Origin of the sequence: Citrobacter sp. Cb031, from assembly GCF_030336725.1 — a bacterium.
Lineage (GTDB): Bacteria > Pseudomonadota > Gammaproteobacteria > Enterobacterales > Enterobacteriaceae > Citrobacter > Citrobacter braakii.
In genome coordinates this window covers 619,807-642,928 of sequence record NZ_JAOWDA010000019.1, presented here as the reverse complement: position 1 = coordinate 642,928, position 23,122 = coordinate 619,807, and the positions used below count along the sequence as shown (strand labels likewise).

The following is a 23,122-nucleotide window of genomic DNA, read 5'->3' as shown; positions in this document are numbered from 1 at the left end:
GCGTGAAGCAATCACTGGGATTACTTGAAGTTAGTGGTCTGGCATTAGCCATCAGTTGCGCGGACGTCATGGCGAAAGCCGCCTCCATCACGCTGGTGGGCCTCGAAAAAACCAACGGTTCAGGCTGGATGGTGATCAAGATAATCGGGGATGTGGCCTCCGTCCAGGCGGCCATTTCCACCGGTGTCAGTTTCGCTGACCAGCGAGATGGACTGGTGGCTCATAAAGTCATATCCAGACCAGGGGATGGCATTCTGTCACATAGCGTCACCCCGGAGTCTGAGCCAGCGCCCGCCCCGACACCGGTCGTACCACATGAAGAGATGACTGAGGACCATGCAGCGCCCGAAGTGCCGCAAGATGCAGAGTTGATTAGCTGCAATCTGTGTCTTGACCCTGCCTGCCCCCGTCAAAAGGGCGAGCCGCGCTCTCTTTGTCTGCACTCAGGCAAACGAGGTGAAGCGTGATGGATAAACAGCAACTGGAGACAACGGTCACCAAAGTTCTGGATGAAATGCGTGAGCGCCCTATTCCGCTAGGGATCTCTAATCGTCATATTCATCTATGCGCTGAAGATTACGACCGCTTGTTTCCCAATCACCCTATTAGTGAGAAAAAAGAGCTGCTGCAGCCCGGACAATATGCAGCAGACCAGACCGTCACACTGGTGGGACCAAAAGGTCAGTTAAAAAATGTGCGCTTACTCGGCCCACTGCGTAGCACCAGTCAGGTCGAAATTTCTCGTACCGACGCTCGTACGTTGGGAATTGCTGCTCCACTACGGATGTCAGGCAGTATCGAGGGCACGCCAGGCGTTCGCCTTATCAGTCCATTTGCTGAACTGGACTTAGCATCCGGGGTAATCGTCGCCCAACGCCATATCCATATGTCGCCGCTCGATGCCCTAATCCTGCGCGTTTCCCATGGCGATAAAGTCTCTGTTGCCATTAATGGCGATGAACGTCGACTGATTTTCGATAACGTCGCCGTACGCGTTTCGCCGGATATGCGCCTTGAAATGCATATCGATACCGACGAAGCCAATGCTGCGGGCGCAGATAATCCGCAGGCATTTGCCACACTGGTGAGCCCACGATGAACAACGAACTGCTGCAACGCATTATCGAGGAGGTTGTTTCCCGATTAAAAAAACGCGCGGAAAGCACGCTCTCGCTTAGCGTCGCGCAGTTACGGGAAATCGAACCACGGACATTGTGCTGCCAGTACTCGTCGCTCCACCTCCTGCAGGCGGACCTGCCATTGTTGGAGCAAATTGCCGAGGGCTGCGCGGACAACATGTCGGTGGTAACGATCCACGAAGCGCTGGCATGCGGAGTCCGCGTAAAAATTTCACTACAACACCGATTGTTACCCGCAATCCCCATTAGAAAACTTGCGCGTCTGCCTCTGGAGTTCAGTGACGAGCTGGGGCGAATCATCGTTTTGCATCCTGACAAACTTCTCAGCTATGCCGACGTCGCCCAACTGAAGGGCGGCGTTCTGGTGCTACGTCGTCGATGTGTCGTGACGGCTCTGGCTCAGGACGCCGTCGGTACGCGAAATGTCCAATTAATTAAGCAGGAGTGAGCTATGCATCTGGCACGGGTTACAGGCGTTGTGGTTTCCACGCAAAAATCCCCATCACTGGTGGGGAAGAAACTGTTGCTGGTACGTCGGGTGAGTGCGGACGGAGAGCTTCCCGCGTCCCCTGTGAGTGGAGATGAAGTCGCGGTTGATTCTGTCGGCGCTGGAACTGGAGAACTGGTATTACTCAGCAGTGGCTCCAGCGCCAGACACGTTTTTTCCGGCCCTAATGAGGCCATCGATCTGGCTATCGTCGGCATTGTCGACACGCTTTCTCGTTAGGAGGAACTATGGCGATTTATACCCGCACTGGCGATGCCGGCACAACGGCCCTCTTTACCGGGCAACGCGTGAGCAAAACGCACCCGCGCGTCGAGGCTTACGGTACGCTGGACGAACTTAATGCGGCGCTTAGCCTGTGTGTTTGCGCGGCGAAAAACCCGCAGCACCGCCAGTTACTCGAAAACATTCAACTGCAGCTTTTTTGGTTCAGCGCCGAGCTGGCAAGCGAAAGCGAACAGCCAGCGCCAGAGCAGCGCTACATCAGCTCAGAAGAAATTGCCGCGCTGGAAGCCGCCATTGATACCGCGATGGGGAGAGTGCCCCCCCTACGCAGCTTTATTTTACCTGGCCGCAGCGAAGCCGCCAGCCGTCTGCACTTTGCCCGCACGCTGGCCCGCCGCGCAGAGAGGCGACTGGTCGAACTCTCCACCGAGATTTCCGTCAGACACGTGCTGATGCGTTATATCAATCGCCTCTCCGACTGCTTATATGCGCTTGCACGAGCAGAAGATCATGACGCCCATCAAAACAACATTATTCAGAAAGTGGCGGAGCGTTATCTCGCAGCCATCCGTACATCAGCCACCAGGGAGCCGGCTATGTCTCTGTCTTTTCAGGAACTCCACCAACTCACTCGCGTTGCGGTAACGAGAGCAGAAGAACTTCAGGTTCCGGTCGTCATCAGCATTGTTGATGCGAATGGGACCCAAACGGTGACCTGGCGCATGCCTGACGCATTACTCGTCAGTAGCGAACTGGCACCGAAAAAAGCCTGGACCGCCGTGGCAATGAAAACCGCCACGCACGAGCTGACATCGGAAGTGCAGCCAGGCGCCGCGCTTTACGGTCTGGAAAGCCATATGCAGGGAAAAGTCGTCACCTTCGGTGGCGGGTACGCATTATGGCGTGAGGGGTTACTCCTTGGGGGTCTTGGCATCAGCGGGGGAAGCGTTGAGCAGGATATGGACATTGCAGAAACGGCCATTGCGGCAATTAACGTGAGAACACATCAATGAACACTTCAGAACTTGAAACCCTTATTCGTAACATTTTGAGTGAGCAACTTGCCCCGGCCAAAGCAGAAGTTAAGGGTAATGGAATTTTTCCGTCCGTTAGCGAAGCGATCGATGCCGCTCATCAGGCTTTTCTGCGTTATCAGCAATGTCCATTGAAAACCCGCAGCGCCATCATTAACGCCCTGCGAGAAGAGCTGACGCCTCACCTTGCTTCATTGGCTGCTGAAAGCGCTGCCGAAACGGGAATGGGCAACAAAGAGGATAAGTTCCTTAAAAATAAAGCTGCGTTGGATAATACCCCGGGTATCGAAGATCTCACCACTACGGCGCTTACCGGTGACGGCGGCATGGTGTTATTCGAGTATTCACCCTTTGGCGTGATTGGTTCCGTCGCCCCCAGCACCAACCCGACGGAAACCATTATTAACAACAGCATCAGTATGCTGGCTGCGGGAAATAGCGTTTATTTTAGCCCACATCCAGGTGCAAAAGCGGTCTCACTGAAGCTGATTACCATGATTGAAGATATTGCTTTTCGCTGCTGCGGGATTCGGAATCTTGTCGTCACGGTCACAGAACCCACTTTTGAGGCTACCCAGCAGATGATGGCGCACCCTAAAATCGCAGTTCTGGCGATTACCGGTGGTCCAGGCATTGTTGCTATGGGCATGAAAAGCGGGAAAAAAGTCATTGGCGCAGGCGCAGGCAATCCTCCCTGCATTGTTGATGAAACAGCCGACCTGGTTAAGGCGGCGGAAGATATCATTAATGGCGCATCCTTTGATTACAACCTCCCCTGCATTGCTGAGAAGAGCCTGATTGTTGTTGATGCCGTTGCCGAACGACTGGTTCAACAAATGCAGTCTTTTGGCGCGATGCGACTCAATAGCGAAGAGATAGACAAACTGCGCGCAGTTTGTCTGCCAGAAGGAATAGCCAATAAACAACTGGTAGGGAAAAGCCCGGCAACCTTACTGGAAGCCGCGGGAATACCGGTTCCGGCAAAAGCACCTCGATTACTGATAGGTATCGTCAAGGCTGACGACCCATGGGTTACCAGCGAGCAACTGATGCCAATGCTACCCATCGTAACGGTGAGCGATTTTGACAGCGCGTTAACGTTGGCCCTGAAGGTTGAAGAGGGATTGCATCACACCGCCATTATGCATTCGCAAAATGTGTCACGTCTGAACCTTGCCGCGCGCACGCTTCAGACCTCCATTTTTGTGAAAAATGGCCCCTCTTATGCTGGGATTGGCGTTGGTGGTGAAGGCTTTACCACCTTCACCATCGCAACGCCGACCGGTGAAGGAACGACATCTGCGCGCACTTTCGCACGCTCTCGTCGTTGCGTGCTGACAAACGGTTTTTCTATTCGCTAATGGGGCCGTTATGAAAAGCTTTTCACTGCAAACTCGATTGTACAGCGGCCAGGGAAGCCTGGATGTGCTTAAGCGCTTCACGAATAAGCATATCTGGATTATCTGCGATGGTTTTCTCGCGCGCTCTCCCCTGATTGAAAAGCTGCGCGACGCGCTGCCAGCGGATAACCGCATCAGCATTTTCAGCGATATCACCCCCGATCCCACCATTAGCACGGTAGTACAAGGGATTGCGCAAATGCAGTCCCTACAACCGGACGTCGTAATTGGTTTTGGCGGTGGCTCTGCACTGGACGCCGCAAAAGCCATCGTCTGGTTCAGCCGACAGTTCGGTATTGAGATTGAAACCTGCGTTGCAATTCCCACCACCAGCGGCACGGGATCGGAGGTGACCAGCGCCTGCGTGATTAGCGATCCGGATAAAGGCATTAAGTATCCATTATTTAATAATGCGCTTTATCCGGACATGGCCATCCTTGATCCGACGCTGGTCGTCAGCGTTCCACCAGCCATAACCGCGAATACCGGCATGGACGTATTAACGCATGCGCTGGAGGCTTACGTGTCCACGAAAGCCAGCGACTTCACCGATGCGCTGGCTGAAAAAGCGGCACAAATTGTCTTCCAGTACCTGCCTGTCGCCGTCAGCAAAGGCGACTGCCTGGCAACCAGAGGAAAAATGCACAACGCGTCAACGCTCGCGGGAATGGCATTCAGTCAGGCTGGTCTGGGTATCAATCATGCGATTGCCCATCAGTTGGGCGGCCAGTTTCATCTGCCCCACGGACTTGCCAATGCGCTGCTGCTGACCCATGTCATTCATTTTAATGCCCATGATCCGCGGGCCGCGAAGCGCTACGCCCGTTTCGCTAAAGCCTGCCACCTATGCCCGGATAACGCGAACGATACGGCGGCACTGAATGCGCTAATTCGTCATATAGAGCTACTCAAAAAACAGTGTGCGTTACCTTCTTTTGCTGACGCGCTTAAAGACGGAAAGCAAGCCTGGTCACAACGTATACCGTCGATGGTTCAGGCCGCGCTGGCTGATGTCACGCTGCAAACCAATCCTCGTGTTGCCGACGCCAGCGCCATGCAGGAACTGCTTGAGGAATTATTATGAAGACAGCCATGACGGCAGAGTCCACGCTTTATGATGCGCAGACAATTCGCGAACGCGTTCGTGCAGCGGGTGTTGTCGGGGCCGGAGGCGCAGGCTTTCCTGCTCACGTAAAATTACTAGCGCAGGTCGATACGTTTCTGGTCAATGCGGCAGAATGTGAACCGATGCTGAAAGTTGACCAGCAATTGATGGCCGTTCAGGCTGAGCGACTTATCCGTGGCGTTCAATATGCCATGACGGCTACCGGGGCCAGGGCCGGTATTATTGCGCTCAAAGAGAAATATCAAAAGGCTATCAATGCGTTAACGCCCCTTCTGCCTGCCGGGATCCGCTTACATATTTTGCCTGATGTCTACCCGGCTGGTGACGAGGTTTTGACCATCTGGATGGCAACGGGCCGGAGAGTTCCGCCTGCCGCGCTGCCGGTCAGCGTCGGCGTGGTGGTCAATAACGTCCAGACTGTACTCAACATCGCCAGAGCCGTTGAGCAGCAGTATCCGGTTACGCGCCGTACCCTGACCGTTAATGGCGCGGTCGCCAGACCAATCACTCTTACCGTCCCTATCGGAATGTCTTTACGTGAGGTTCTGGCGCTGGCCGGTGGTGCTACCGTTGACGATCCCGGTTTTATTAACGGTGGTCCGATGATGGGCGGCCTGATTACCTCACTGGATACCCCAGTCAGCAAGACCACCGGGGGACTGCTGGTTTTACCAAAGTCTCATGCGTTGATTCAGCGGCGGATGCAGGATGAACGCACCGTGCTTTCCGTCGCAAAAACCGTTTGCGAGCAGTGTCGGTTGTGTACGGATTTGTGCCCAAGACATTTGATCGGCCATGAATTATCGCCGCACCTGCTGGTTCGCGCGGTTAATTATCAGCAGGCGGCCACACCGCAGTTACTGCTCACGGCCCTGACCTGTTCAGAATGCAATGTATGTGAAAGCGTAGCCTGTCCGGTTGGGATTTCACCGATGCGAATTAACCGCATGCTTAAACGCGAGCTACGGGCGCTCAACCATCGTTATGAAGGGCCGTTAAATCCTGAGGATGAAATGGCGAAGTATCGGCTTATTCCGGTGAAGCGCCTTATTACCAAACTGGGCCTTAGCGACTGGTATCACGATGCGCCACTAACTGAGACTGATTATCCCACGGATAAAACGACGCTGTTGCTACGCCAACATATTGGTGCCAGCGCCATCCCATGTGTACTGCAGGGCGAACACGTTGTTCGCGGTCAATGCGTTGCCGATGTGCCGTCCGGTGCATTAGGGGCACCTGTCCACGCCAGTATTGACGGTATTGTCAGCGAAATTACTGAGCAATCCATCACGGTAATAAGAGGTTAATCATGTCTCAGGCTATAGGGATTTTAGAACTCACCAGCATTGCCAAAGGAATGGAAGCGGGCGATGCCATGTTAAAAAGCGCGAATGTGAATTTACTGGTCAGCAAGACCATCTGCCCGGGCAAATTTCTGCTCATGCTCGGTGGTGACGTAGGCGCAATACAACAGGCGATCGCCACCGGAACTTCTCTTGCTGGCGATATGCTCGTTGATAGTCTGGTACTACCCAACATTCACGCCAGCGTACTTCCTGCGATCAGTGGACTTAACAGCGTGGATAAGCGTCAGGCCGTTGGCATTGTTGAAACATGGAGCGTTGCGGCCTGCATCTGCGCCGCCGACCGTGCGGTTAAAGCCTCCAATGTCACGCTGGTACGCGTCCATATGGCATTTGGTATTGGCGGCAAGTGCTACATGGTTGTCGCTGGCGATGTGTCTGATGTGAATAACGCAGTGACAGTTGCCAGTGAAAGTGCGGGTGAAAAAGGTCTGTTGGTTTACCGTTCGGTCATCCCTCGTCCGCATGAAAGCATGTGGCGACAGATGGTGGAGGGATAATGGAAAGACAACCCACCACGGATCGTATGATTCAGGAATATGTTCCTGGCAAGCAGGTTACGTTGGCGCATCTTATCGCTAATCCGGGTAAAGATTTGTTCAAGAAACTGGGATTACCAGAATCGGTTTCCGCAATCGGTATTCTGACGATTACCCCCAGCGAAGCCTCAATCATCGCCTGTGATATCGCCACGAAATCCGGGGCGGTAGAGATTGGTTTTCTCGACCGTTTTACCGGCGCTGTGGTACTGACGGGCGATGTTTCCGCCGTTGAGTACGCGCTGAAACAGGTAACCCGGACGTTGGGCGAAATGATGCGTTTTACCGCCTGTCCCATCACCCGGACATAATCTCATGAAACGCATAATGCTAATTGGCCCCAGCCAGTGCGGTAAAACGTCACTCACGCAGTGCATGCGGGGAGAGGCGCTTCACTATCAGAAGACCCAGGCCATTGTCTGGTCTCCCACAACGATAGACACACCGGGTGAATATCTCGAAAACCGCTGCCTGTACAGCGCGCTGCTGGCCAGCGCCTGTGAAGCAGACATCATCGCGCTGGTTCTCAATGCTGACGCGCCGTGGTCACCTTTTTCTCCAGGTTTTACTGGCCCGATGAACCGACCCGTTATCGGCCTCGTCACCAAAGCCGATTTAGCCAGCCCGCAGCGTATTTCTCTCGTGGAGAGTTGGTTAGTTCAGGCTGGCGCGCAACAAGTATTTGTCACCAGCGCGCTGGAGAATACCGGGGTCGATGAGATGTTCATTTTTCTGAATGCAAAGGAACCTTCATGTCTCACAAAATAATGGCCATTAATGCAGGTAGTTCCTCGCTTAAGTTTCAGCTCCTGGCGATGCCGCAGGGTGAAATGATTTGCCAGGGACTGATCGAGCGTATCGGTATGTCTGATGCGCAGGTCACCCTAAAAGCACCAGCGCAAAAATGGCAGGAGACTTTGCCCGTAGCCGATCACCGTGAAGCAGTAACGCTGCTACTGGAAAAACTGCTCAGCCACAATATTATCAGCAGTCTGGAAGAGATCGACGGCGTTGGCCATCGCGTCGCACACGGTGGAGAATCCTTCAAAGATTCCGCGCGGGTAACTGATGAAACACTGGTGGAAATCGAACGCCTTGCGGAACTGGCACCGCTTCATAACCCGGTTAATGCCTTGGGGATTGCGATATTTCGCCAGCTACTGCCGAAAACGCCAGCCGTTGCGGTTTTTGACACGGCTTTTCATCAGACCCTTGATGAGCCTTCTTTCATCTATCCCCTGCCCTGGCGCTACTACTCAGAGCTCGGTATTCGTCGTTATGGTTTTCATGGTACCAGCCACAAGTATGTCAGCGCTCAGCTTGCTGAAAAGCTGGGCGTGCCGCTCAGCGCCCTGCGGGTTGTTTGTTGTCATCTGGGCAACGGCAGCAGCATCTGCGCTATCAAAGGCGGACATTCGGTGAATACCTCCATGGGATTTACGCCGCAGTCTGGCGTAATGATGGGCACGCGAAGTGGCGATATTGATCCATCCATTCTGCCGTGGATTGCCCTGCGTGAAGGCAAAACCCCGCAGCAGCTCAACCAATTGCTCAACAATGAGTCCGGATTACTCGGAGTTTCTGGTGTATCACCCGACTACCGGGATGTTGAACATGCCGCAGATACGGGCAATCACCAGGCTGCACTGGCATTGACGCTTTTTGCCGAGCGGATTCGCGCCACTATTGGCAGTTATATTATGCAGATGGGTGGTCTGGATGCGCTGGTGTTTACCGGGGGAATTGGTGAAAATTCAGCGCGTGCTCGCGCCGCGATTTGCCACAACCTGAATTTCTTAGGTCTGGCCGTTGATGAAGAAAAAAATCAGCGTAACGCCACCTTTATTCAGACGGAAAATGCGGTAGTTAAAGTGGCGGTGATTAATACCAATGAAGAGCTGATGATAGCCCAGGACGTTATGCGTTTAGCGATATCAGAAACTGTGACATTGGGCATTCCCGCCTGATATTGCCGCACCGCAAATTGCGGCAAATCATGGTAATAGCGCGATCGCCATGACACTATGCGCCGAGGATTGCTGAACACAAAGGTGAAGACGTGGCTGTTGCGCAATGTCCCGCATCGTGCGGAGAACTTATCCAGGGCTGGATTCTGGGCAGTGAGAAACTGGTCTCCTGCCCGGTCGAATGGTATAGCACCGTTGAGGTTACTTCAGGCTCACCGCTGACAGATGAACGTCCACTTTCTCGGGCAATGGTTGACAGGTTATTACAGCACTGGCAGTACCCGGCGCATCTCAGTCAGGATATCCGGATAGATGTTCAGTCAACCATTCCCATCGCGAAAGGAATGGCCAGCAGCACTGCGGATATTGCCGCCACGGCCATCGCCGCAGCGCATTATCTGGGCCATCAACTGGACGAGCCAACACTGGCACAGCTTTGCGTTTCTCTGGAGCCAACCGATAGCACCGTTTTTCGTAAGCTAACCCTTTTCGATCATAACAACGCTTCCACGCAAATTGGTTGTGAAGCTCAGCCTCAACTCGATCTGCTGGTTCTCGAAAGCCCTGAAACATTGCGTACCGCAGATTATCACCGTATTCCACGTCATTCCGGCTTGCAGGCGGGAGCTGCGGCCCTCCAACGGGCATGGGAAAAAGTACAGGAAGCCTGTATTAGCCAAAATCCTTACCGGTTGGGAGAAGCGGCTACGCTTAGCGCAATCGCCAGCCAATTGCTGTTACCAAAGCCGGATTTTGATTCACTATTAGCACTGGTGGAAGAATGTGATTTATACGGCGTCAACGTCGCGCACAGCGGCAGCGTAGTCGGACTGATGCTGGACAGAAATCGTCATGATGTGGATTACATTAAATGGATGCTGACGCAGAAAAAACTTACGATTCACTGGCCAGAACAGCATTTGTTACGCATGGTAACGGGCGGGGTCGAACTGCAATAAGGGTCGCCGCACGGCAGCGACCCGGACAAGCATAAAATCGTTACTCGGCTTTCGCTTCGCCGTTTTTCACTTCGCCCATGGCTTTAAGCTTTTTAGAGATATCGCGGCGTTCTTTAGAGATCTCGGCGTTTTTGATGATGTAGTCATCAACACGATCTTCATAATCGCTTTTCATGCTGGCAATGATGCCCTGAATCGCTTCCACGCTCATACCAGGCTTGATGTAGTCGCTCAGGTTGTCCAACAGCAGAACGCGTTTCTGGTTGTCACGGATCTTTTTCTCAACGTCCTGGATTTCACGTTGCAGTTTGTTTTTACGACGGAACAGACGAACAAATTCCAGCACGTCCTGGAAAGAAGGCTTGGTAGTTTCCATTTTTACACCCCTGATAATGTGAGATTCGGATTCGTTAAAACAACGGCTAAAGTGGGTCAACATTACTTTCATGCCCGCCATACTTCAAGTTGCATCTGCATCGACAATGCATGGTTGAAACCTGAGTTATCGAGGGTAAAGCCATTGCAGTTACCAATGGTTTTAGCCTTTTTCAGTATCATACCTCTAATCTTTGCTGAATCGAAGCAGCAGTAGAACCAATCCCCTCATCTGCTCTTTATTTGCGCAGTGCGCGACAGATTAAATGTGAAAGTAACTCCAGCTGTCGAGCCATCTCCATGTTCAACCAAACGTAGCCGTGAATGGGCGTTTCTGCGACATTATCGCCTTTATGCTCAGCAATAAGCTGACGCAGCTCTGCCACGGTGTCATTGAGCTTTTCCGTATTGGCAAGCACCGGCTGCGGATTACCTTCATACAAGGCGTGGGTTATTGTCAGTAGTGCCTGCTGGGTCCTGAGCTGAGTTTCACGTAGCGTATGCGCATTCAACATGACAAAGTGGCTGGTACGGCTGGCCCACAGCGCATTAATTTGCAGCTCGAGCATGCAGACCAGATTGCGATTCACCGTCTGAATAGCCTCAAAGATCGATTTTTGAATGCGGGTTTCCTTGCTGGCAGGAGCGATGAGCCCACGCATTTTGACAACGTCGCTCAACAGTTGTTGTAAATGCTTCTCCAGCCGCGGTTGCTCGAGCAGATTGGGGGATAGCGCGGCCTGATACACCCGATTGTACCCCGTGACGCAATGCGCCAGTTGGATACGCCAGTGTATAAAGGCCCGCTGCGGCCAGATGCCGGTAAACAGCATCGCCAGTAACGACCCCAGAATAACATCACCACCGCGCCATAACGCGGTATTCATATCTCCGGCAGGCGCACCCACGACCACGGCAAGCGTTATGCCAATCAGCAGCGCCTGGTACGGCCTTTTACCCAGCGCCAGCCAGCCGCAGAGAAACATCGCTACCGCGCACCATATCAGCATTAACGGCAGCGAGAAGAGTTCCAGACGCAGGGCAACCAGTCCCAGGACCGAGCCCAGGATCGTGCCACCTATACGTTCAAAGGCCCTGGGAACAACGTTACCCCAAAAAGATATTGGCCCCATAATCACCACCAGCGTGATCAGAGGCCATGTACCTTCGGGAATGTTTAACAGGCGTACCAACAGAAAAGTAAGGAGAAACGCCAGCGCAATGCGAATACCATGCACCACACGATAATGACGATACAAACGAATTTCAAAAGGACTCAGCGATTTGTCTGCACGCACTCATGCACTCCGTCAGGGAATAGCAAAGAAGCGAATTGTACCTGTTTTTAGCGTGAAAAGATCATCCTGATTTACACCCCAAACAGTTACTTCGTCTGCACTGGCACGTACATTTCAATGTCCCAGTAACCGTCCTCCATGCCATTGTTCATATAAACTTCAAAGCAGGGTTTAGCGGCTATCGTATAAGTTGTATCCTGCAACAGGCGCTCGAAGAACTGATACCAAGGCGTCGCAAAATCGTGATTCTCAACGCGCGCAACAGCGACAGCATAGTCGCCACCCGCCAGTTCGGTGAGGATCACCCCTTCGCTGTTTTCCGGGATTTCAAAACCTTCAGGCACAGAAACCACGGTATCACAGCGCAATTTTTCCGCAGGAACAACATCAGGGTTGTCGTAATAAACAGCAATCCATTCCAACGGCACAATCTGTTTACCGTCGACCCACTTCATTAATTGCTCAAACCCCTGCTTCACCGTTTGTTCCCACGGTCCAACCATATGGAAACCGGCAATCATGCGTTTTTCGACCAGCTTTATCTCGTACTCCATACAACCTCCACTGTTACACTGTATTTATATACAGTGTAATTTCTGGCTATGTCGGCCACAAGGAAATAGTGATTATTATGTGAGCAGATTCGCACTCTTGCCAGTCAGACGCATCAGGAAAAACTACGCCTTGTGGTGGAAATAATCGCTCAGGCGCGAGAAAACGCCGCCTTCGCCGACGGATTCCAGCGTAACCAGAGGCCAATGCGCCACCAGCTTTTCCCGATCGTAGAGTTCAATTTCCCCCACACGTTGATGCGCAGCGATGGGAGCAACCAGCTCTTTCTTATCAAGGACATATTTTGCTTTGATGTTAGGGACTTCTGCTTTAGGCAAGGCCATCCAGAAATCCTGCTCGGTTCCGAGGCTGATTTTTTCTTTATCGCCATACCAGATGCGTTCAGTGCCAACCTGCTTACCGCTACGCAAAACCTGCACTGTATCGAAGTTGTGTTGCCCCCAATGCAGCAGTTTACGCGCCTGATCTTCGCGCCCTTTCGCACTCTCCGCGCCCATCACCACCGCAATCAGGCGGCGCTGACCATCGACGGCGGAAGCAATCAGGTTAAACCCGGCACCGGACGTATGCCCTGTCTTCAGGCCATCTACGTTCATGGTTTTATCCCACAACAAGCCGTTACGGTTTTGCTGTGTGATGCCGTTCCAGGTAAGGCTTTTCTCACTGTACATATGGTAGAAATCCGGTTCCCCGTGGATGATAGCGCGGGACAGCACGGCCAGGTCGTACGCGGAGCTATGCTGACCCGGCGCATCCAGACCATGTACCGTTTCAAAATGGGTGTCCTGCAGGTTCAGTTTTTGCGCATAGTTGTTCATCATCGCGACAAACTGCGGCTGCCCTCCGGCGATGTAATCCGCCAGTGCCACGCAGGCATCATTACCGGAATCAACAATTAACCCACGACTGAGGTCGCGTACCGAAACACGATCCCCTTCTTTCAGGAACATCAAGGATGAACCGACAAATACAGGATTATCTTTTGCCCATGCATCGCGCCCGACGGTCACAATATCTGTCGGACTAATACGCTTGCTGTCAATTGCGCGATCGACAACATAGCCAGTCATCAGTTTCGTCAGGCTGGCAGGATTGCGCTGCTGGTGTTCATTACCGGCTGTCAGGATTTGGCCCGTGGTGTAATCCATTAACACCCATGCCCCGGCAGTAATCGCAGGAGGTTGTGGGGCGAAGCTCACGGCATCGCTCGCCCAGGCGGGCGAAAAACTCATCGTTAATAGTGAAGCGGCAATAAACAAACGGCGTTTCAACAGCATGTCCTCAGGAAAGGGAGAAATAGCCGTTCTTTTTACGGAAGTTCTGTCGAACAAACATGGATAAATTGCAAGAAAATGTGACATAAGGCACATTTTCTTGCTATCAGGAAAGGGTTTCAGAGACAAATCTCGCCGGAACTACCCTTTACGCGGCACGGTCTCTGCGTGATGACTGCGATGGCGGTGATAACCATCGATCATACTGCGAAAAATTTGCCCCGGTGTGTCACCCAGCGTGCACAGGTAAATATGCGCGCAAATGAACAGTAAGCCCACAATCGCTAACGCCATATGCAGCACCAGCATCACCGGCCCCGCCCCTACCACCTGCGGGTAGAGACATACCAACCCGGTGATGATCAGTAGTGGAACCAGTGCGTACATGATGGCCAGGTAGGCCAGCTGTTGCAGCGGGTTAAATTTATCCTCTGCCGTTGCGGCAAACGGGTGCGGCTCACCTTTCATAATGCCATACAGATAAAAGCGTGTTTGCAGCAGGCAGCGTGATATCAACCCGCTAAATTTCACACGATAATGGCAGCCGTTGCCGCTGGTTGCGTTTATTAACACAAAGCCAATCCAGAAGGCCAGCAATGCGAAGCCACACCAGGTATGTACCTGCACCATTAAGGCCACCGGTCCGACAGAAAAGTGGCCAAACAAGCCGCTCAGCAGAAGCAGGATAAAGAGCAGCGCATTACCCCAGTGCCAGCGGCGGACCGCCAGCGAATAGAGGTAGTCCCGATGTTCTTCCCCGGTTGCCGTTTTGGGCGCCAGCATCCGACGTAACAGCGCGTGCGTGACCAGGCCCGCAATCATCAGCACAATAACGACGCCTGCATAAATGAGCCACAGCGGCCAGTAGTCCGGCGCATAGTTAAGCTCTGCTCCCCAGATAGAATTCATACATTACCCTCCTGATGGATCTCTTTACGCCGATAGACACTTACCGGGCCGCTACGCGTATCCTGCTGGCGATAAACCTCTTTTTGATTAATCCAGTGCTGAATTTCCGGGTCATCGCGACGACCAAATTTCAGCGCATCCGTCGGACAAACGGAAACACAGGCTGGCGATTGTCCGACCTCCAGGCGAGTATCGGCGCAGAAGTTACATTTGTCGGCAATCCCCGTTTGTGGGTTGAGGTAGCGGACATGGAACGGGCAAGCGGCAACGCAGTAGTCACAACCAATACAGCGAGACTTATCCACTTGCACAATGCCATTTTCGTCACGAAATGAAGCGCCAGTAGGACAGACGCTGACGCACGGCGCATCTTCACAATGCTGACAGGAAACGCGAACAAACTGGAAGTGGGACAGCACTTCGGGTTCATGTTCGGGTGAACGGATCTGCACTTGTAGGCGACTAAATCCCTCCGGCACGTCATTCAGTACCTTGCAGGCAACCGTACACGCCTGACAGCCAATACAGCGTTTCTCGTCATGCAGCATGACATAAGGGTTTGTTGATTGATTCATGATGTTCTCCTTTCTCATGCCCGACGAAGCGTGACGCCAGCGGTGTGCACCACCGTACCGGAAACCGGACTGGTAACATGCGGAAGCAAATTACCGCAGTGAATACCGTGCGTCGTCGCCGCGGTTTTAGCTCCCGCCTTGGCGCCAAATCCCATATAAACGAACAGCGTATCGGGTCGTATTCCGGCAGTAACCAGCGCTTTGCCTTTTTCCTTACCGGTCGCATTTTCCAGCCAAATCTCATCGCCGTTTTTGATGCCTTTTTCACGGGCCGTTTGCGGGTGGATCCACACCGCGTTATCCCACATCAGCTCACTCAGCAGTGGTACATATTGCGTCGCGCCGTTGGTATGCACCGCAACTTTTCCCTGAATAAAATAGAGTTCATTGTCGCCTTTGAGGGCAAAATTGCGGGCGCGCGGAATACCGTAGCCAGGCAAAAGTGCTTCCAGCTCTTCAGAGTAGAGTTCAATTTTTCCAGACGGGGATTTAAAGCGCAGTTGCTCGCCATAGGTACCGTCGCCGTCAACCGCCACCGCGCCCGGATAACGCGCCACAAACTGACGCACTGCTTCAGGTTCCCGCAGCAGCAGCGGAATCCCCCACTCCAGATATCCTTTCTGACGCAGTTCAGCGGAAAGCGCATGATCACCATTAAGCTGGTACAGCTGCCGCGTCTGCATATCCTGCCAGGGGTAGAACTGCCCAAGACCTAACTGCACGGCCAGCTCTTTCCAGATTTGCCAGCTCGGACGCGCATCCCCTATCGGCTCTACAACCTGCTGGCGCAGGGCATAGGCCGGATTCAGGCCCGACATATCAGAGACTTCTTCATCGCGTTCAAGGTAGGTGCATTCGGGTAACAGATAATCGGCATATGCCGCGCTTTCGCTTAAATAGACATCGCAACTGACCACCAGATCGAGTTGTTCGACGGTTTTGACCAGATCAGGCCGACAGGTCACAGTTTGGAAAGGATTGTGGCGGGACATAATCCATCCCTTCACCGGATACGGCGTCTGGTTTAACACGGCATCGATGATGCTTTGCACTACGCCGCCACCCGCCGCGATGTACTTGAATTGTGGGGCAACCAAATCGATGCGCTGCGCCGTTGGCTTGGGCAATTTGGCATCAGGTTTTGCCAGCACCGGAGCGACCTTCTCTCCAGCCAGCTTATTGTAGGTCGCCGCGGCTTTTTTCTGGTACAAGCCCCCTTCACGCTCAATATTTCCCAGCAGCGCATTGAGGGTGAAAATCATACGCCGCATATCAATTTCTTCTTGCGAAAACGTCGCGCGATGGCCAGGGCTGACGATAGCATGAGGCGCACAGGCGGCCATTTCGCGGGTGACCCGAACAATGACATTAGCAGGCACGTCAGCCTGCTTTTGCGCCCATTCCGGCGTGGTCTCTTGTACCGCTTCGGCCAGTTGGTCAAACCCTGTGGTGTAGCGCGCTACGAAGTCCGCGTCATACAGATGTTCATTAATCATGACGTGACACATGGCCATTAACACCGGCAAGTCGCCGCCCGGCTTGAGCGCATGCCATTCATCCGCCTTGCTGGAGAAAACTGACAAACGGGGATCGAAGCTGACCATTTTTGCGCCCTTTTCCTGCGCGGTCATCAGTTCATGCGTTTCGGCAACCTCAATACCTTCATAGAGATTGTGGCCAAAAGAGACCATATAACGGGTATTGGCGATATCCATAGCCAAATCGCCGCCCATCATCACTTTGGCGGCAATCGATTTTCCGGCAGGGCATGTCGACGCATGCGTAAAGGTGTTTGGCGATCCAAACGCCGTTGCCAGTTGAAATAAATGACCCGAAAGCGAACCGGATTTGGAAGAGAATACGACCCCCTGAGGACCATGCTGCGCTTTTATTGCCATCATTTTTTCGGCAATTTCTTTGTAAGCCTGTTCCCAACTAATAACCTGCCATTCTCCGCTGCCGCGAGGCCCTGTGCGTTTCATGGGTTTGACAATACGGTGCGGGTCGTTGACCAGGCTAACACCACTGCCTCCGCGCGCGCAGACACGCGTGCCTTGTTGAGGCGCATTAGGGTTCCCCTGAATAAAAACCGTCTTGTTATTAATTACCTGTGCCTGTATTGGGCAACGATAAGAACACATTTCGCACAAGCTTGGCGTCAGAGATGTTTTCCCCTTAATGCTCTCTGGAGAATTTCGCGCCAGTGCGCCTGGCGGAAAACTGCCTATCGCGCAGGCCGAGCAACCGATACCCACTCCTCGCAAAAAATTACGCCGACTAATGCTCATATAACCTCCTGTTATTAGATATATCCAATTATTATATGGTGTTTAAATTATTAATTTTTAACCTCACTCACATTTCATTAGAATATAGAGCAGCTAACCACCAAAATAAAAACCCATTGTTTATAAAAGAATTTTAAAATTTCCAGAACACAACAAATCAGCACTAAATAACAATAATGGTTCTCATTTATATTATTTATCAGCTCATAGATTTCAGAAAATTTATTCCAGTAATTTCCCTTAACAGTACAAAATTTATTAATCAATTCTATTAAAGCCTGTTCATCTCAATTTTATTGCGTACATCATTCAGCATTGATAATCGCTTTGCTGATTACCTCGCTATTTTTTGGTATTCTTGGACGAGCGCTAAATTGATCCCGGACATAACTGAACAATGAATGACGGCAAGCAGCAACCTGGTTTTCTCTTTCACGATTACGAGACCTTTGGTACCCATCCGGCGCTGGACAGACCCGCGCAATTTGCGGCTATCCGCACAGATAGCGATTTCAACATTATCGGTGAACCTGAAGTCTTTTATTGCAAACCCGCAGACGACTATCTGCCGCAGCCTGAGGCGGTGCTGATAACTGGTATCACACCGCAGGAAGCGCGTGAAAAAGGAGAAAATGAAGCCGCCTTTGCTGCGCGCATCCACGCCCTGTTCACCGTGCCTAAAACCTGTATCCTGGGCTATAACAACGTGCGCTTCGATGATGAAGTGACGCGCAACATCCTGTATCGCAATTTCTACGATCCCTACGCCTGGAGCTGGCAGAACGATAATTCACGCTGGGATCTGCTGGATGTGATGCGCGCCTGCTATGCCTTGCGTCCTGAAGGAATTAACTGGCCGGAAAACGACGACGGCTTACCCAGCTTTCGCCTGGAGCATTTGACCAAAGCCAACGGTATTGAACATGCCAATGCCCACGATGCGATGGCCGACGTATACGCCACAATTGCGATGGCGCAATTAGTGAAGTCGCGCCAGCCGCGCCTGTTTGATTATCTCTACAGCCATCGCAATAAGCACAAACTGGCCGCACTGATTGATGTCCCGCAAATGAAGCCGCTGGTCCATGTTTCGGGGATGTTCGGCGCATGGCGCGGCAACACCAGTTGGGTGGCGCCTTTAGCCTGGCATCCTGAGAATCGCAACGCCGTGATTATGGTCGACTTAGCCGGTGATATTTCACCGCTGCTCGAACTGGACAGCGACGCGCTGCGTGAGCGGCTCTACACTGCTAAAGCTGATCTGGGAGATAACCCAGCCGTGCCGGTTAAACTGGTGCACATCAACAAATGCCCGGTACTGGCACAGGCGAATACCTTGCGCCCGGAAGATGCCGATCGCCTTGGCATTAACCGCCAGCATTGTTTGGATAATCTCAAAATACTGCGCGAAAACCCGCAGGTTCGCGACAAAGTGGTGGCCATCTTCGCCGATGCGGAACCCTTTACGCCATCAGATAACGTAGACGCACAGTTGTACAATGGTTTTTTCAGCGATGCCGATCGTGCCGCGATGAAAATCGTTCTGGAAACTGAGCCGCGCAATTTACCGGCGCTGGATATCTCCTTTGTCGATAAGCGCATTGAAAAGCTGCTGTTTAACTACCGCGCACGTAACTTTCCCGGCACGCTGGATGAAGCCGAACAGCAGCGCTGGTTGGACCATCGTCGTCAAATATTCACGCCGGAGTTTTTGCAAAATTACGCCAATGAATTGCAGATGCTGAGCCAGCAATATGCAGATAACAAAGGGAAACTGATGCTGCTGAAGTCACTCTGGCAGTATGCGCAAGAGATTGTATAACTCCCACGTATAAAAAAACCGGAGAACATGTCTCCGGTTTTTTTTATCTAAATACAGTTATTACGCGATATCTTCGTCGTACTGTGGCACCGGGTTACGGAAGCTTTTGGTCACGCAAGCCAGGTAAATCAGACCAATAGCGGCCCAGATCAGACCCAGAACCATTGAGCTCTCTTCCAGGTTCACCCACAGCGCACCAACGGTCAGCGCACCGCACATTGGCAGGAACAGATACTGGAAGTGGTCTTTCAGCGTCTTGTTACGCTTCTCACGGATCCAGAACTGGGAGATCACCGACAGGTTAACGAAGGTAAACGCCACCAGCGCACCGAAGTTAATCAGCGCCGTCGCCATCACCAGGTCGAAGTTAATTGCCAGCAGAGCAATCGCACCAACCAGAATGATGTTCATGGACGGAGTACGCCATTTCGGGTGGACATAACCGAAGAAACTTTTCGGGAACACACCGTCACGCCCCATCACATACATCAGACGCGCTACGCCTGCATGCGCCGCCATACCTGACGCCAGTACGGTAATGGTAGAGAAAATCAGCGCGCCGACCTGGAAGAACTTACCAGCGACATACAGCATGATTTCCGGCTGCGAAGCGTCCGGATCCTTGAAGCGTGAGATATCCGGGAAGTACAGCTGCAACAGATAGGTGGAGACGATAAAGATCAGGCCACCAATCAGCGCGGTCAGGAAAATCGCCCGCGGGATCACACGTTCAGCGTCTTTGGTTTCTTCAGACAGGTTGCTGATACCGTCAAAACCGGTGAACGAGAAGCACAGGATAGTCGCTCCCGTGATCATCGGGATCACATGCGCATCACCTGACCAGAACGGACGGCTGCTCGCCAGCGTACCGGCACCTTCCCCTTCGAACACGCCATAAACGACCATGCCGAGGATCACTGCAATCAGCACCACCTGCAACAACACGATGACGGTGTTGAAATTCGCAACAGATTTCAGGCTGCGCAGGTTAAAGGCAGTCATAAAGGCCACCAGCGCCACCACGAATATCCATGACGGTATCGACGGCACCAGAGCTTCAAAATAAATTTTCGCCAACAGAATGTTGATCATCGGTGCGAACAGGTAGTCCAGCAGTGATGACCAACCCACCATAAAGCCAACGGTCGGGCTAATGGATTTCTGGGCGTAAGTGTAGGCAGAGCCTGCAGACGGATAGCGACGCACCAGTTTACCGTAGCTAAGTGCGGTAAAGAGGATGGCGATCAGTGCAAAGGCGTAAGCTGTCGGGACGTGACCATCGGTCATTCCTGATACGATACCGAATGTATCGAACAGCGTCATCGGCTGCATATAGGCAAGGCCCATCATGACAACCGGAACCAGCGTAAGCGTTTTACGTAATTCCACGCGAGAGGTGTTTGGAGTAGCGTTATGCGACATGGTTATCCCCCATTACGGCGAAAACCGTCGCGTAAGCAAAAAATTGCCCCATTTTTTGTTAATCCTCAGCGACAACAACTGTCGATTTTTAAGTAAGTATCTATCCGGTACGAAGCCCGGCCTCTTTTATGAATGATTGGTTTGATGCAAAAAAATAACCGACGCGTATTAAAACGTCGGTTAATGTCATTTTTTGCAAGCGGCGTATTTTGCACTAATTTGGAGAGAAATAACAAGAGATTGAAGCTACTACAAAAGAATATTTTTTCTTAACTGATTGATTTATCAGCAGCCGTTTTAACATACACCCCCGCAATAGCACTATTTGCTAAAATCTCATCTCGCCACCAGGCGCTGGCCAACCCGGCAGTCTGTTCATTCCAACCTATCCACACGGGTTCAAAGATAATTTGTGCGACCACTTTTTTCTCAATCAGAGCGCCGCTCTCCAGAAATCGCTGCGCCAGATAGCGTGGAATATAGCCGCATCCCAGACCACTGATTTGCAGTTCCAGCTTGGTTTTGAAGTCAAAAACGGTGATGGCTTCCTGATCGTCGAGCACCTGAGAGCCGGAGACGTTGGCATGCTGTGCATTGTCGCCCACCACAATCGCGCGAAAACGCCGAATAGTGCGACGATTCAACGGCTCCTGTTCCTGCGCCAGCGGATGATGCGACGCAACCACAAACACCTGCTCCAGAACCCCTAGCTGCGCAAAGCCAAATTCGCTCGCGGCAGGCGGCTCATGCGTGGCGCCGACAATAATATCTGCCCGCCCCTGAGTGAGGGCATCCCAGGAGCCGCCCAGCACGCCATTGATAAATTTCAGGCGCGTCACACTGTGGTGTTGATAGAAAGATTCGATGAGAGGGGCCAGCAGCGAAAAGGGAAACGTATCATCTACGCCAATAACCAGTTCATTCTCCCAGCCTTCGTGAAGTTTAATCGCCTGCTTTTCGAGTTCGCGGACGGTGTGCAACACCTCCCGCCCCTTTTCCAGCAGCATCTGCCCGGTACGGGTAAACTTAGCCCGATGTCCGCTGCGATCGAGTAGCTGAATATTAAGATCGCTTTCCAGCTTATGGACGGTGTAGCTAAGCGCAGACGGCGTCTTAAACAATTTTGCCGACGCCGCAGCGAAACTGCCCTCTTTTTCCAACGCATCGAGGATGATAAGAACGTCCAGCAGTGGTTTCATACTCGCCCCCTGGCGGTATCAGCGGCACTCTGCTGGTCTGTCACTCCATCGGCATCACCAGCGGGTCAGGATACTGGTACTCAAACCCAAGCTCGTTACAAATACGGTTGCCATCAATGACTTTACCTTTACCGTTATCCTCATTGCCACGAAATTCCGGCGGCTCCATCCCCAACTGGCGGGCCATCTGTGGATAGAACACATTGCGCGCCGGATGCATAGGCGCACATATATTATAGATGTGTCCCCCTTTTGGCGCTTGCAGCAGCAAAGAGATGGCGGCAACCACATCATCCAGATGCACCAGATTGACGCCATGGTGTCCATCTGGCGCCGTCTTGCCAGCGAAAAAACGACCGGGATGTCTTCCCGGGCCGACAAGTCCGGCCAGGCGCAAAATATCCACCGAAGTGCCGGGTAAATTGTGCAACCAGTCTTCAAGTTCTTTCAATACGCGACCACTTGCCGTGACCGGGTTACGCGGAGTCCCTTCTTTCACGATGCCTTGTGCATCGCCATAGACCGACGTCGAACTGGTAAAAATAATCCGCGGGATACGGTACGCCAGCGCACTGTCGACCAGCTCCTGCATAGCCTGCAGGTAAAATGTCTCCCCCGGACCGCTACGGCGCGCAGGTAGCGTAATAACCAGCGCGTCGGCGTCCATCAGTGCGTCGAGATCGTCTGTCTCACAGACCAGTTCAGGCTCCAGGCGCAGCGAGTAGCTCTCTATACCACTCATGCGGGCCGCTTCCACCCCATCCAATGTGGTTTTGCTGCCGGTAACCTGCCAGCCTCTCGCCGCCAGCGACATAGCTAACGGCATGCCTAACCAACCCAAACCGACAATTGCGACCTTTTTCATGCCTTCTCTCCTGACTTTTGGCCTATAACGCAAGGCTACGCTAGCCCACAGTGGCTGACAATTCATAGTATCAATATGAAATGAATTAATGATCAAAAAAAGCCCTTGCTTTCCGTAGCTAAAGTGGTTTAGGTTAAAAGACATCAAATGAATAAACATTCATCGAGAAAATTTATGACACGCGCTCAATTCAAACACCATCATCACCATCATCCTGACTAGTCTTTCAGGCGATGTGTGCTGGGAGACATTTAAATCTTC

At 52.4% G+C, this 23,122-nt stretch carries 25 protein-coding genes, 1 pseudogene and 1 other annotated feature (1 of these 27 cut by a window edge); of the genes and pseudogenes, 15 read left to right on the top strand and 11 right to left on the bottom strand.

The features are described 5' to 3' along the window. Positions 1-2 precede the first annotated feature (2 nt). The 13 genes from OGV93_RS04255 to OGV93_RS04195 all read left to right on the top strand — a co-directional run bounded on the left by OGV93_RS04255 (position 3) and on the right by OGV93_RS04195 (position 10,261). Positions 3-467 (top strand): BMC domain-containing protein, encoded by a 465-nt coding sequence (locus tag OGV93_RS04255; protein ID WP_047415492.1) that lies wholly within the window; start codon positions 3-5, stop codon positions 465-467. After that, on the top strand, positions 467-1,099 hold the full coding sequence (locus OGV93_RS04250) for a phosphate propanoyltransferase (protein ID WP_016153533.1): 633 nt from the start codon (positions 467-469) through the stop codon (positions 1,097-1,099). Before OGV93_RS04255 ends, OGV93_RS04250 begins: the two co-directional genes overlap by 1 nt. Next, positions 1,096-1,587: a microcompartment protein PduM gene (gene pduM, locus OGV93_RS04245; protein WP_047415490.1), complete on the top strand. Its 492-nt coding sequence runs from the start codon at positions 1,096-1,098 to the stop codon at positions 1,585-1,587. The genes OGV93_RS04250 and pduM overlap by 4 nt, the downstream gene beginning before the upstream one ends. A gap of 3 nt (positions 1,588-1,590) precedes the next feature. Continuing rightward, the gene (locus OGV93_RS04240) at positions 1,591-1,866 is read left to right on the top strand and encodes a EutN/CcmL family microcompartment protein (RefSeq protein WP_003030211.1); all 276 of its coding nucleotides are present in this window, start codon (positions 1,591-1,593) and stop codon (positions 1,864-1,866) included. 8 nt (positions 1,867-1,874) lie between these two features. After that, positions 1,875-2,882, top strand: a complete 1,008-nt coding sequence (pduO, locus tag OGV93_RS04235) for a two-domain cob(I)yrinic acid a,c-diamide adenosyltransferase PduO (RefSeq protein ID WP_103928342.1) — start codon at positions 1,875-1,877, stop codon at positions 2,880-2,882. Then, entirely contained in the window at positions 2,879-4,264 is a 1,386-nt protein-coding gene (gene pduP, locus OGV93_RS04230) for a CoA-acylating propionaldehyde dehydrogenase PduP (protein ID WP_047415486.1), read from the top strand. The genes pduO and pduP overlap by 4 nt, the downstream gene beginning before the upstream one ends. 10 nt (positions 4,265-4,274) lie before the next feature. Then, positions 4,275-5,387: a 1-propanol dehydrogenase PduQ gene (locus OGV93_RS04225; RefSeq protein WP_065554159.1), complete on the top strand. Its 1,113-nt coding sequence runs from the start codon at positions 4,275-4,277 to the stop codon at positions 5,385-5,387. After that, positions 5,384-6,739, top strand: coding sequence for a cobalamin reductase PduS (gene pduS, locus OGV93_RS04220; protein ID WP_287109402.1), 1,356 nt, complete (start codon positions 5,384-5,386; stop codon positions 6,737-6,739). The genes OGV93_RS04225 and pduS overlap by 4 nt, the downstream gene beginning before the upstream one ends. Positions 6,740-6,741: 2 nt before the next feature. Further along, on the top strand, positions 6,742-7,296 hold the full coding sequence (pduT, locus tag OGV93_RS04215) for a propanediol utilization microcompartment protein PduT (protein WP_046275683.1): 555 nt from the start codon (positions 6,742-6,744) through the stop codon (positions 7,294-7,296). Then, complete coding sequence (gene pduU / locus OGV93_RS04210; protein ID WP_016156881.1) at positions 7,296-7,646, top strand: propanediol utilization microcompartment protein PduU; 351 nt, start codon at positions 7,296-7,298, stop codon at positions 7,644-7,646. Before pduT ends, pduU begins: the two co-directional genes overlap by 1 nt. 4 nt (positions 7,647-7,650) lie before the next feature. After that, positions 7,651-8,103, top strand: coding sequence for a propanediol utilization protein PduV (pduV, locus tag OGV93_RS04205; RefSeq protein WP_046275682.1), 453 nt, complete (start codon positions 7,651-7,653; stop codon positions 8,101-8,103). Further along, entirely contained in the window at positions 8,088-9,302 is a 1,215-nt protein-coding gene (locus OGV93_RS04200; protein WP_046275681.1) for an acetate/propionate family kinase, read from the top strand. Before pduV ends, OGV93_RS04200 begins: the two co-directional genes overlap by 16 nt. Before the next feature lie 92 nt (positions 9,303-9,394). Further along, positions 9,395-10,261 carry a GHMP family kinase ATP-binding protein gene (locus OGV93_RS04195; RefSeq protein ID WP_046275680.1) on the top strand — a complete coding sequence of 289 codons (867 nt, stop codon included), beginning with the start codon at positions 9,395-9,397 and terminating at the stop codon, positions 10,259-10,261. Positions 10,262-10,301: 40 nt separating this feature from the next. On the opposite strand, the gene OGV93_RS04190 is transcribed toward OGV93_RS04195, so the two are convergent. The 7 genes from OGV93_RS04190 to phsA form a co-directional block, all read right to left on the bottom strand. Next, entirely contained in the window at positions 10,302-10,637 is a 336-nt protein-coding gene (locus OGV93_RS04190) for a DUF496 family protein (RefSeq protein WP_003834176.1), read from the bottom strand. Between the two features lie 238 nt (positions 10,638-10,875). After that, the gene (locus tag OGV93_RS04185) at positions 10,876-11,934 is read right to left on the bottom strand and encodes an FUSC family protein (protein ID WP_016156885.1); all 1,059 of its coding nucleotides are present in this window, start codon (positions 11,932-11,934) and stop codon (positions 10,876-10,878) included. A gap of 86 nt (positions 11,935-12,020) precedes the next feature. Continuing rightward, on the bottom strand, positions 12,021-12,488 hold the full coding sequence (gene sbmC, locus OGV93_RS04180) for a DNA gyrase inhibitor SbmC (RefSeq protein ID WP_016156886.1): 468 nt from the start codon (positions 12,486-12,488) through the stop codon (positions 12,021-12,023). Positions 12,489-12,611: 123 nt separating this feature from the next. Further along, positions 12,612-13,784 (bottom strand): serine-type D-Ala-D-Ala carboxypeptidase DacD, encoded by a 1,173-nt coding sequence (dacD, locus tag OGV93_RS04175; RefSeq protein ID WP_287109401.1) that lies wholly within the window; start codon positions 13,782-13,784, stop codon positions 12,612-12,614. Between the two features lie 138 nt (positions 13,785-13,922). Next, entirely contained in the window at positions 13,923-14,690 is a 768-nt protein-coding gene (gene phsC, locus OGV93_RS04170) for a thiosulfate reductase cytochrome B subunit (protein ID WP_213238846.1), read from the bottom strand. Further along, a complete protein-coding gene (gene phsB / locus OGV93_RS04165) occupies positions 14,687-15,265 on the bottom strand; it encodes a thiosulfate reductase electron transport protein PhsB (protein WP_016153548.1) in 579 nt (192 codons plus the stop codon). Before phsB ends, phsC begins: the two co-directional genes overlap by 4 nt. Positions 15,266-15,279: 14 nt before the next feature. Next, the gene (gene phsA, locus OGV93_RS04160) at positions 15,280-17,553 is read right to left on the bottom strand and encodes a thiosulfate reductase PhsA (protein WP_287109400.1); all 2,274 of its coding nucleotides are present in this window, start codon (positions 17,551-17,553) and stop codon (positions 15,280-15,282) included. Between the two features lie 397 nt (positions 17,554-17,950). Between phsA and sbcB the strand changes: the two genes are divergently transcribed. Next, positions 17,951-19,375 carry an exodeoxyribonuclease I gene (sbcB, locus tag OGV93_RS04155; protein WP_016156890.1) on the top strand — a complete coding sequence of 475 codons (1,425 nt, stop codon included), beginning with the start codon at positions 17,951-17,953 and terminating at the stop codon, positions 19,373-19,375. Between the two features lie 60 nt (positions 19,376-19,435). Here the strand turns inward: sbcB and plaP are convergent, their stop codons facing one another. The 4 genes and pseudogenes from plaP to OGV93_RS04140 all read right to left on the bottom strand — a co-directional run bounded on the left by plaP (position 19,436) and on the right by OGV93_RS04140 (position 22,861). After that, positions 19,436-20,797, bottom strand: a complete 1,362-nt coding sequence (gene plaP, locus OGV93_RS04150; RefSeq protein WP_016153551.1) for a putrescine/proton symporter PlaP — start codon at positions 20,795-20,797, stop codon at positions 19,436-19,438. Beyond that, a complete protein-coding gene (yoeI, locus tag OGV93_RS23830) occupies positions 20,787-20,849 on the bottom strand; it encodes a membrane protein YoeI (protein WP_099045591.1) in 63 nt (20 codons plus the stop codon). The genes plaP and yoeI overlap by 11 nt, the downstream gene beginning before the upstream one ends. A 162-nt stretch (positions 20,850-21,011) precedes the next feature. After that, positions 21,012-21,996, bottom strand: a pseudogene (locus OGV93_RS04145) (LysR substrate-binding domain-containing protein). A gap of 40 nt (positions 21,997-22,036) precedes the next feature. Beyond that, on the bottom strand, positions 22,037-22,861 hold the full coding sequence (locus OGV93_RS04140) for an SDR family oxidoreductase (protein ID WP_047498991.1): 825 nt from the start codon (positions 22,859-22,861) through the stop codon (positions 22,037-22,039). 174 nt (positions 22,862-23,035) lie between these two features. Here OGV93_RS04140 and hisL point away from each other — a divergent pair, with 174 nt between their 5' ends. Next, positions 23,036-23,083 (top strand): his operon leader peptide, encoded by a 48-nt coding sequence (hisL, locus tag OGV93_RS04135; RefSeq protein ID WP_100250077.1) that lies wholly within the window; start codon positions 23,036-23,038, stop codon positions 23,081-23,083. After that, positions 23,059-23,122: a sequence feature (His leader region), on the top strand (it continues 59 nt past the right edge of the window). (Overlaps the previous gene by 25 nt.)

Excerpts from the sequence above, each read along its gene's own strand:
- OGV93_RS04250 (WP_016153533.1), top strand. The coding sequence starts at position 467 with ATGGATAAACAGCAACTGGAGACAACGGTCACCAAAGTTCTGGATGAA.
- pduM (WP_047415490.1), top strand. The coding sequence starts at position 1,096 with ATGAACAACGAACTGCTGCAACGCATTATCGAGGAGGTTGTTTCCCGA.
- OGV93_RS04240 (WP_003030211.1), top strand. The coding sequence starts at position 1,591 with ATGCATCTGGCACGGGTTACAGGCGTTGTGGTTTCCACGCAAAAATCC.
- pduO (WP_103928342.1), top strand. The coding sequence starts at position 1,875 with ATGGCGATTTATACCCGCACTGGCGATGCCGGCACAACGGCCCTCTTT.
- pduP (WP_047415486.1), top strand. The coding sequence starts at position 2,879 with ATGAACACTTCAGAACTTGAAACCCTTATTCGTAACATTTTGAGTGAG.
- OGV93_RS04225 (WP_065554159.1), top strand. The coding sequence starts at position 4,275 with ATGAAAAGCTTTTCACTGCAAACTCGATTGTACAGCGGCCAGGGAAGC.
- pduS (WP_287109402.1), top strand. The coding sequence starts at position 5,384 with ATGAAGACAGCCATGACGGCAGAGTCCACGCTTTATGATGCGCAGACA.
- pduT (WP_046275683.1), top strand. The coding sequence starts at position 6,742 with ATGTCTCAGGCTATAGGGATTTTAGAACTCACCAGCATTGCCAAAGGA.
- pduU (WP_016156881.1), top strand. The coding sequence starts at position 7,296 with ATGGAAAGACAACCCACCACGGATCGTATGATTCAGGAATATGTTCCT.
- pduV (WP_046275682.1), top strand. The coding sequence starts at position 7,651 with ATGAAACGCATAATGCTAATTGGCCCCAGCCAGTGCGGTAAAACGTCA.
- OGV93_RS04200 (WP_046275681.1), top strand. The coding sequence starts at position 8,088 with ATGTCTCACAAAATAATGGCCATTAATGCAGGTAGTTCCTCGCTTAAG.
- OGV93_RS04190 (WP_003834176.1), bottom strand. The coding sequence starts at position 10,637 with ATGGAAACTACCAAGCCTTCTTTCCAGGACGTGCTGGAATTTGTTCGT.
- sbmC (WP_016156886.1), bottom strand. The coding sequence starts at position 12,488 with ATGGAGTACGAGATAAAGCTGGTCGAAAAACGCATGATTGCCGGTTTC.
- dacD (WP_287109401.1), bottom strand. The coding sequence starts at position 13,784 with ATGCTGTTGAAACGCCGTTTGTTTATTGCCGCTTCACTATTAACGATG.
- phsC (WP_213238846.1), bottom strand. The coding sequence starts at position 14,690 with ATGAATTCTATCTGGGGAGCAGAGCTTAACTATGCGCCGGACTACTGG.
- phsB (WP_016153548.1), bottom strand. The coding sequence starts at position 15,265 with ATGAATCAATCAACAAACCCTTATGTCATGCTGCATGACGAGAAACGC.
- phsA (WP_287109400.1), bottom strand. The coding sequence starts at position 17,553 with ATGAGCATTAGTCGGCGTAATTTTTTGCGAGGAGTGGGTATCGGTTGC.
- sbcB (WP_016156890.1), top strand. The coding sequence starts at position 17,951 with ATGAATGACGGCAAGCAGCAACCTGGTTTTCTCTTTCACGATTACGAG.
- plaP (WP_016153551.1), bottom strand. The coding sequence starts at position 20,797 with ATGTCGCATAACGCTACTCCAAACACCTCTCGCGTGGAATTACGTAAA.
- OGV93_RS04140 (WP_047498991.1), bottom strand. The coding sequence starts at position 22,861 with ATGAAAAAGGTCGCAATTGTCGGTTTGGGTTGGTTAGGCATGCCGTTA.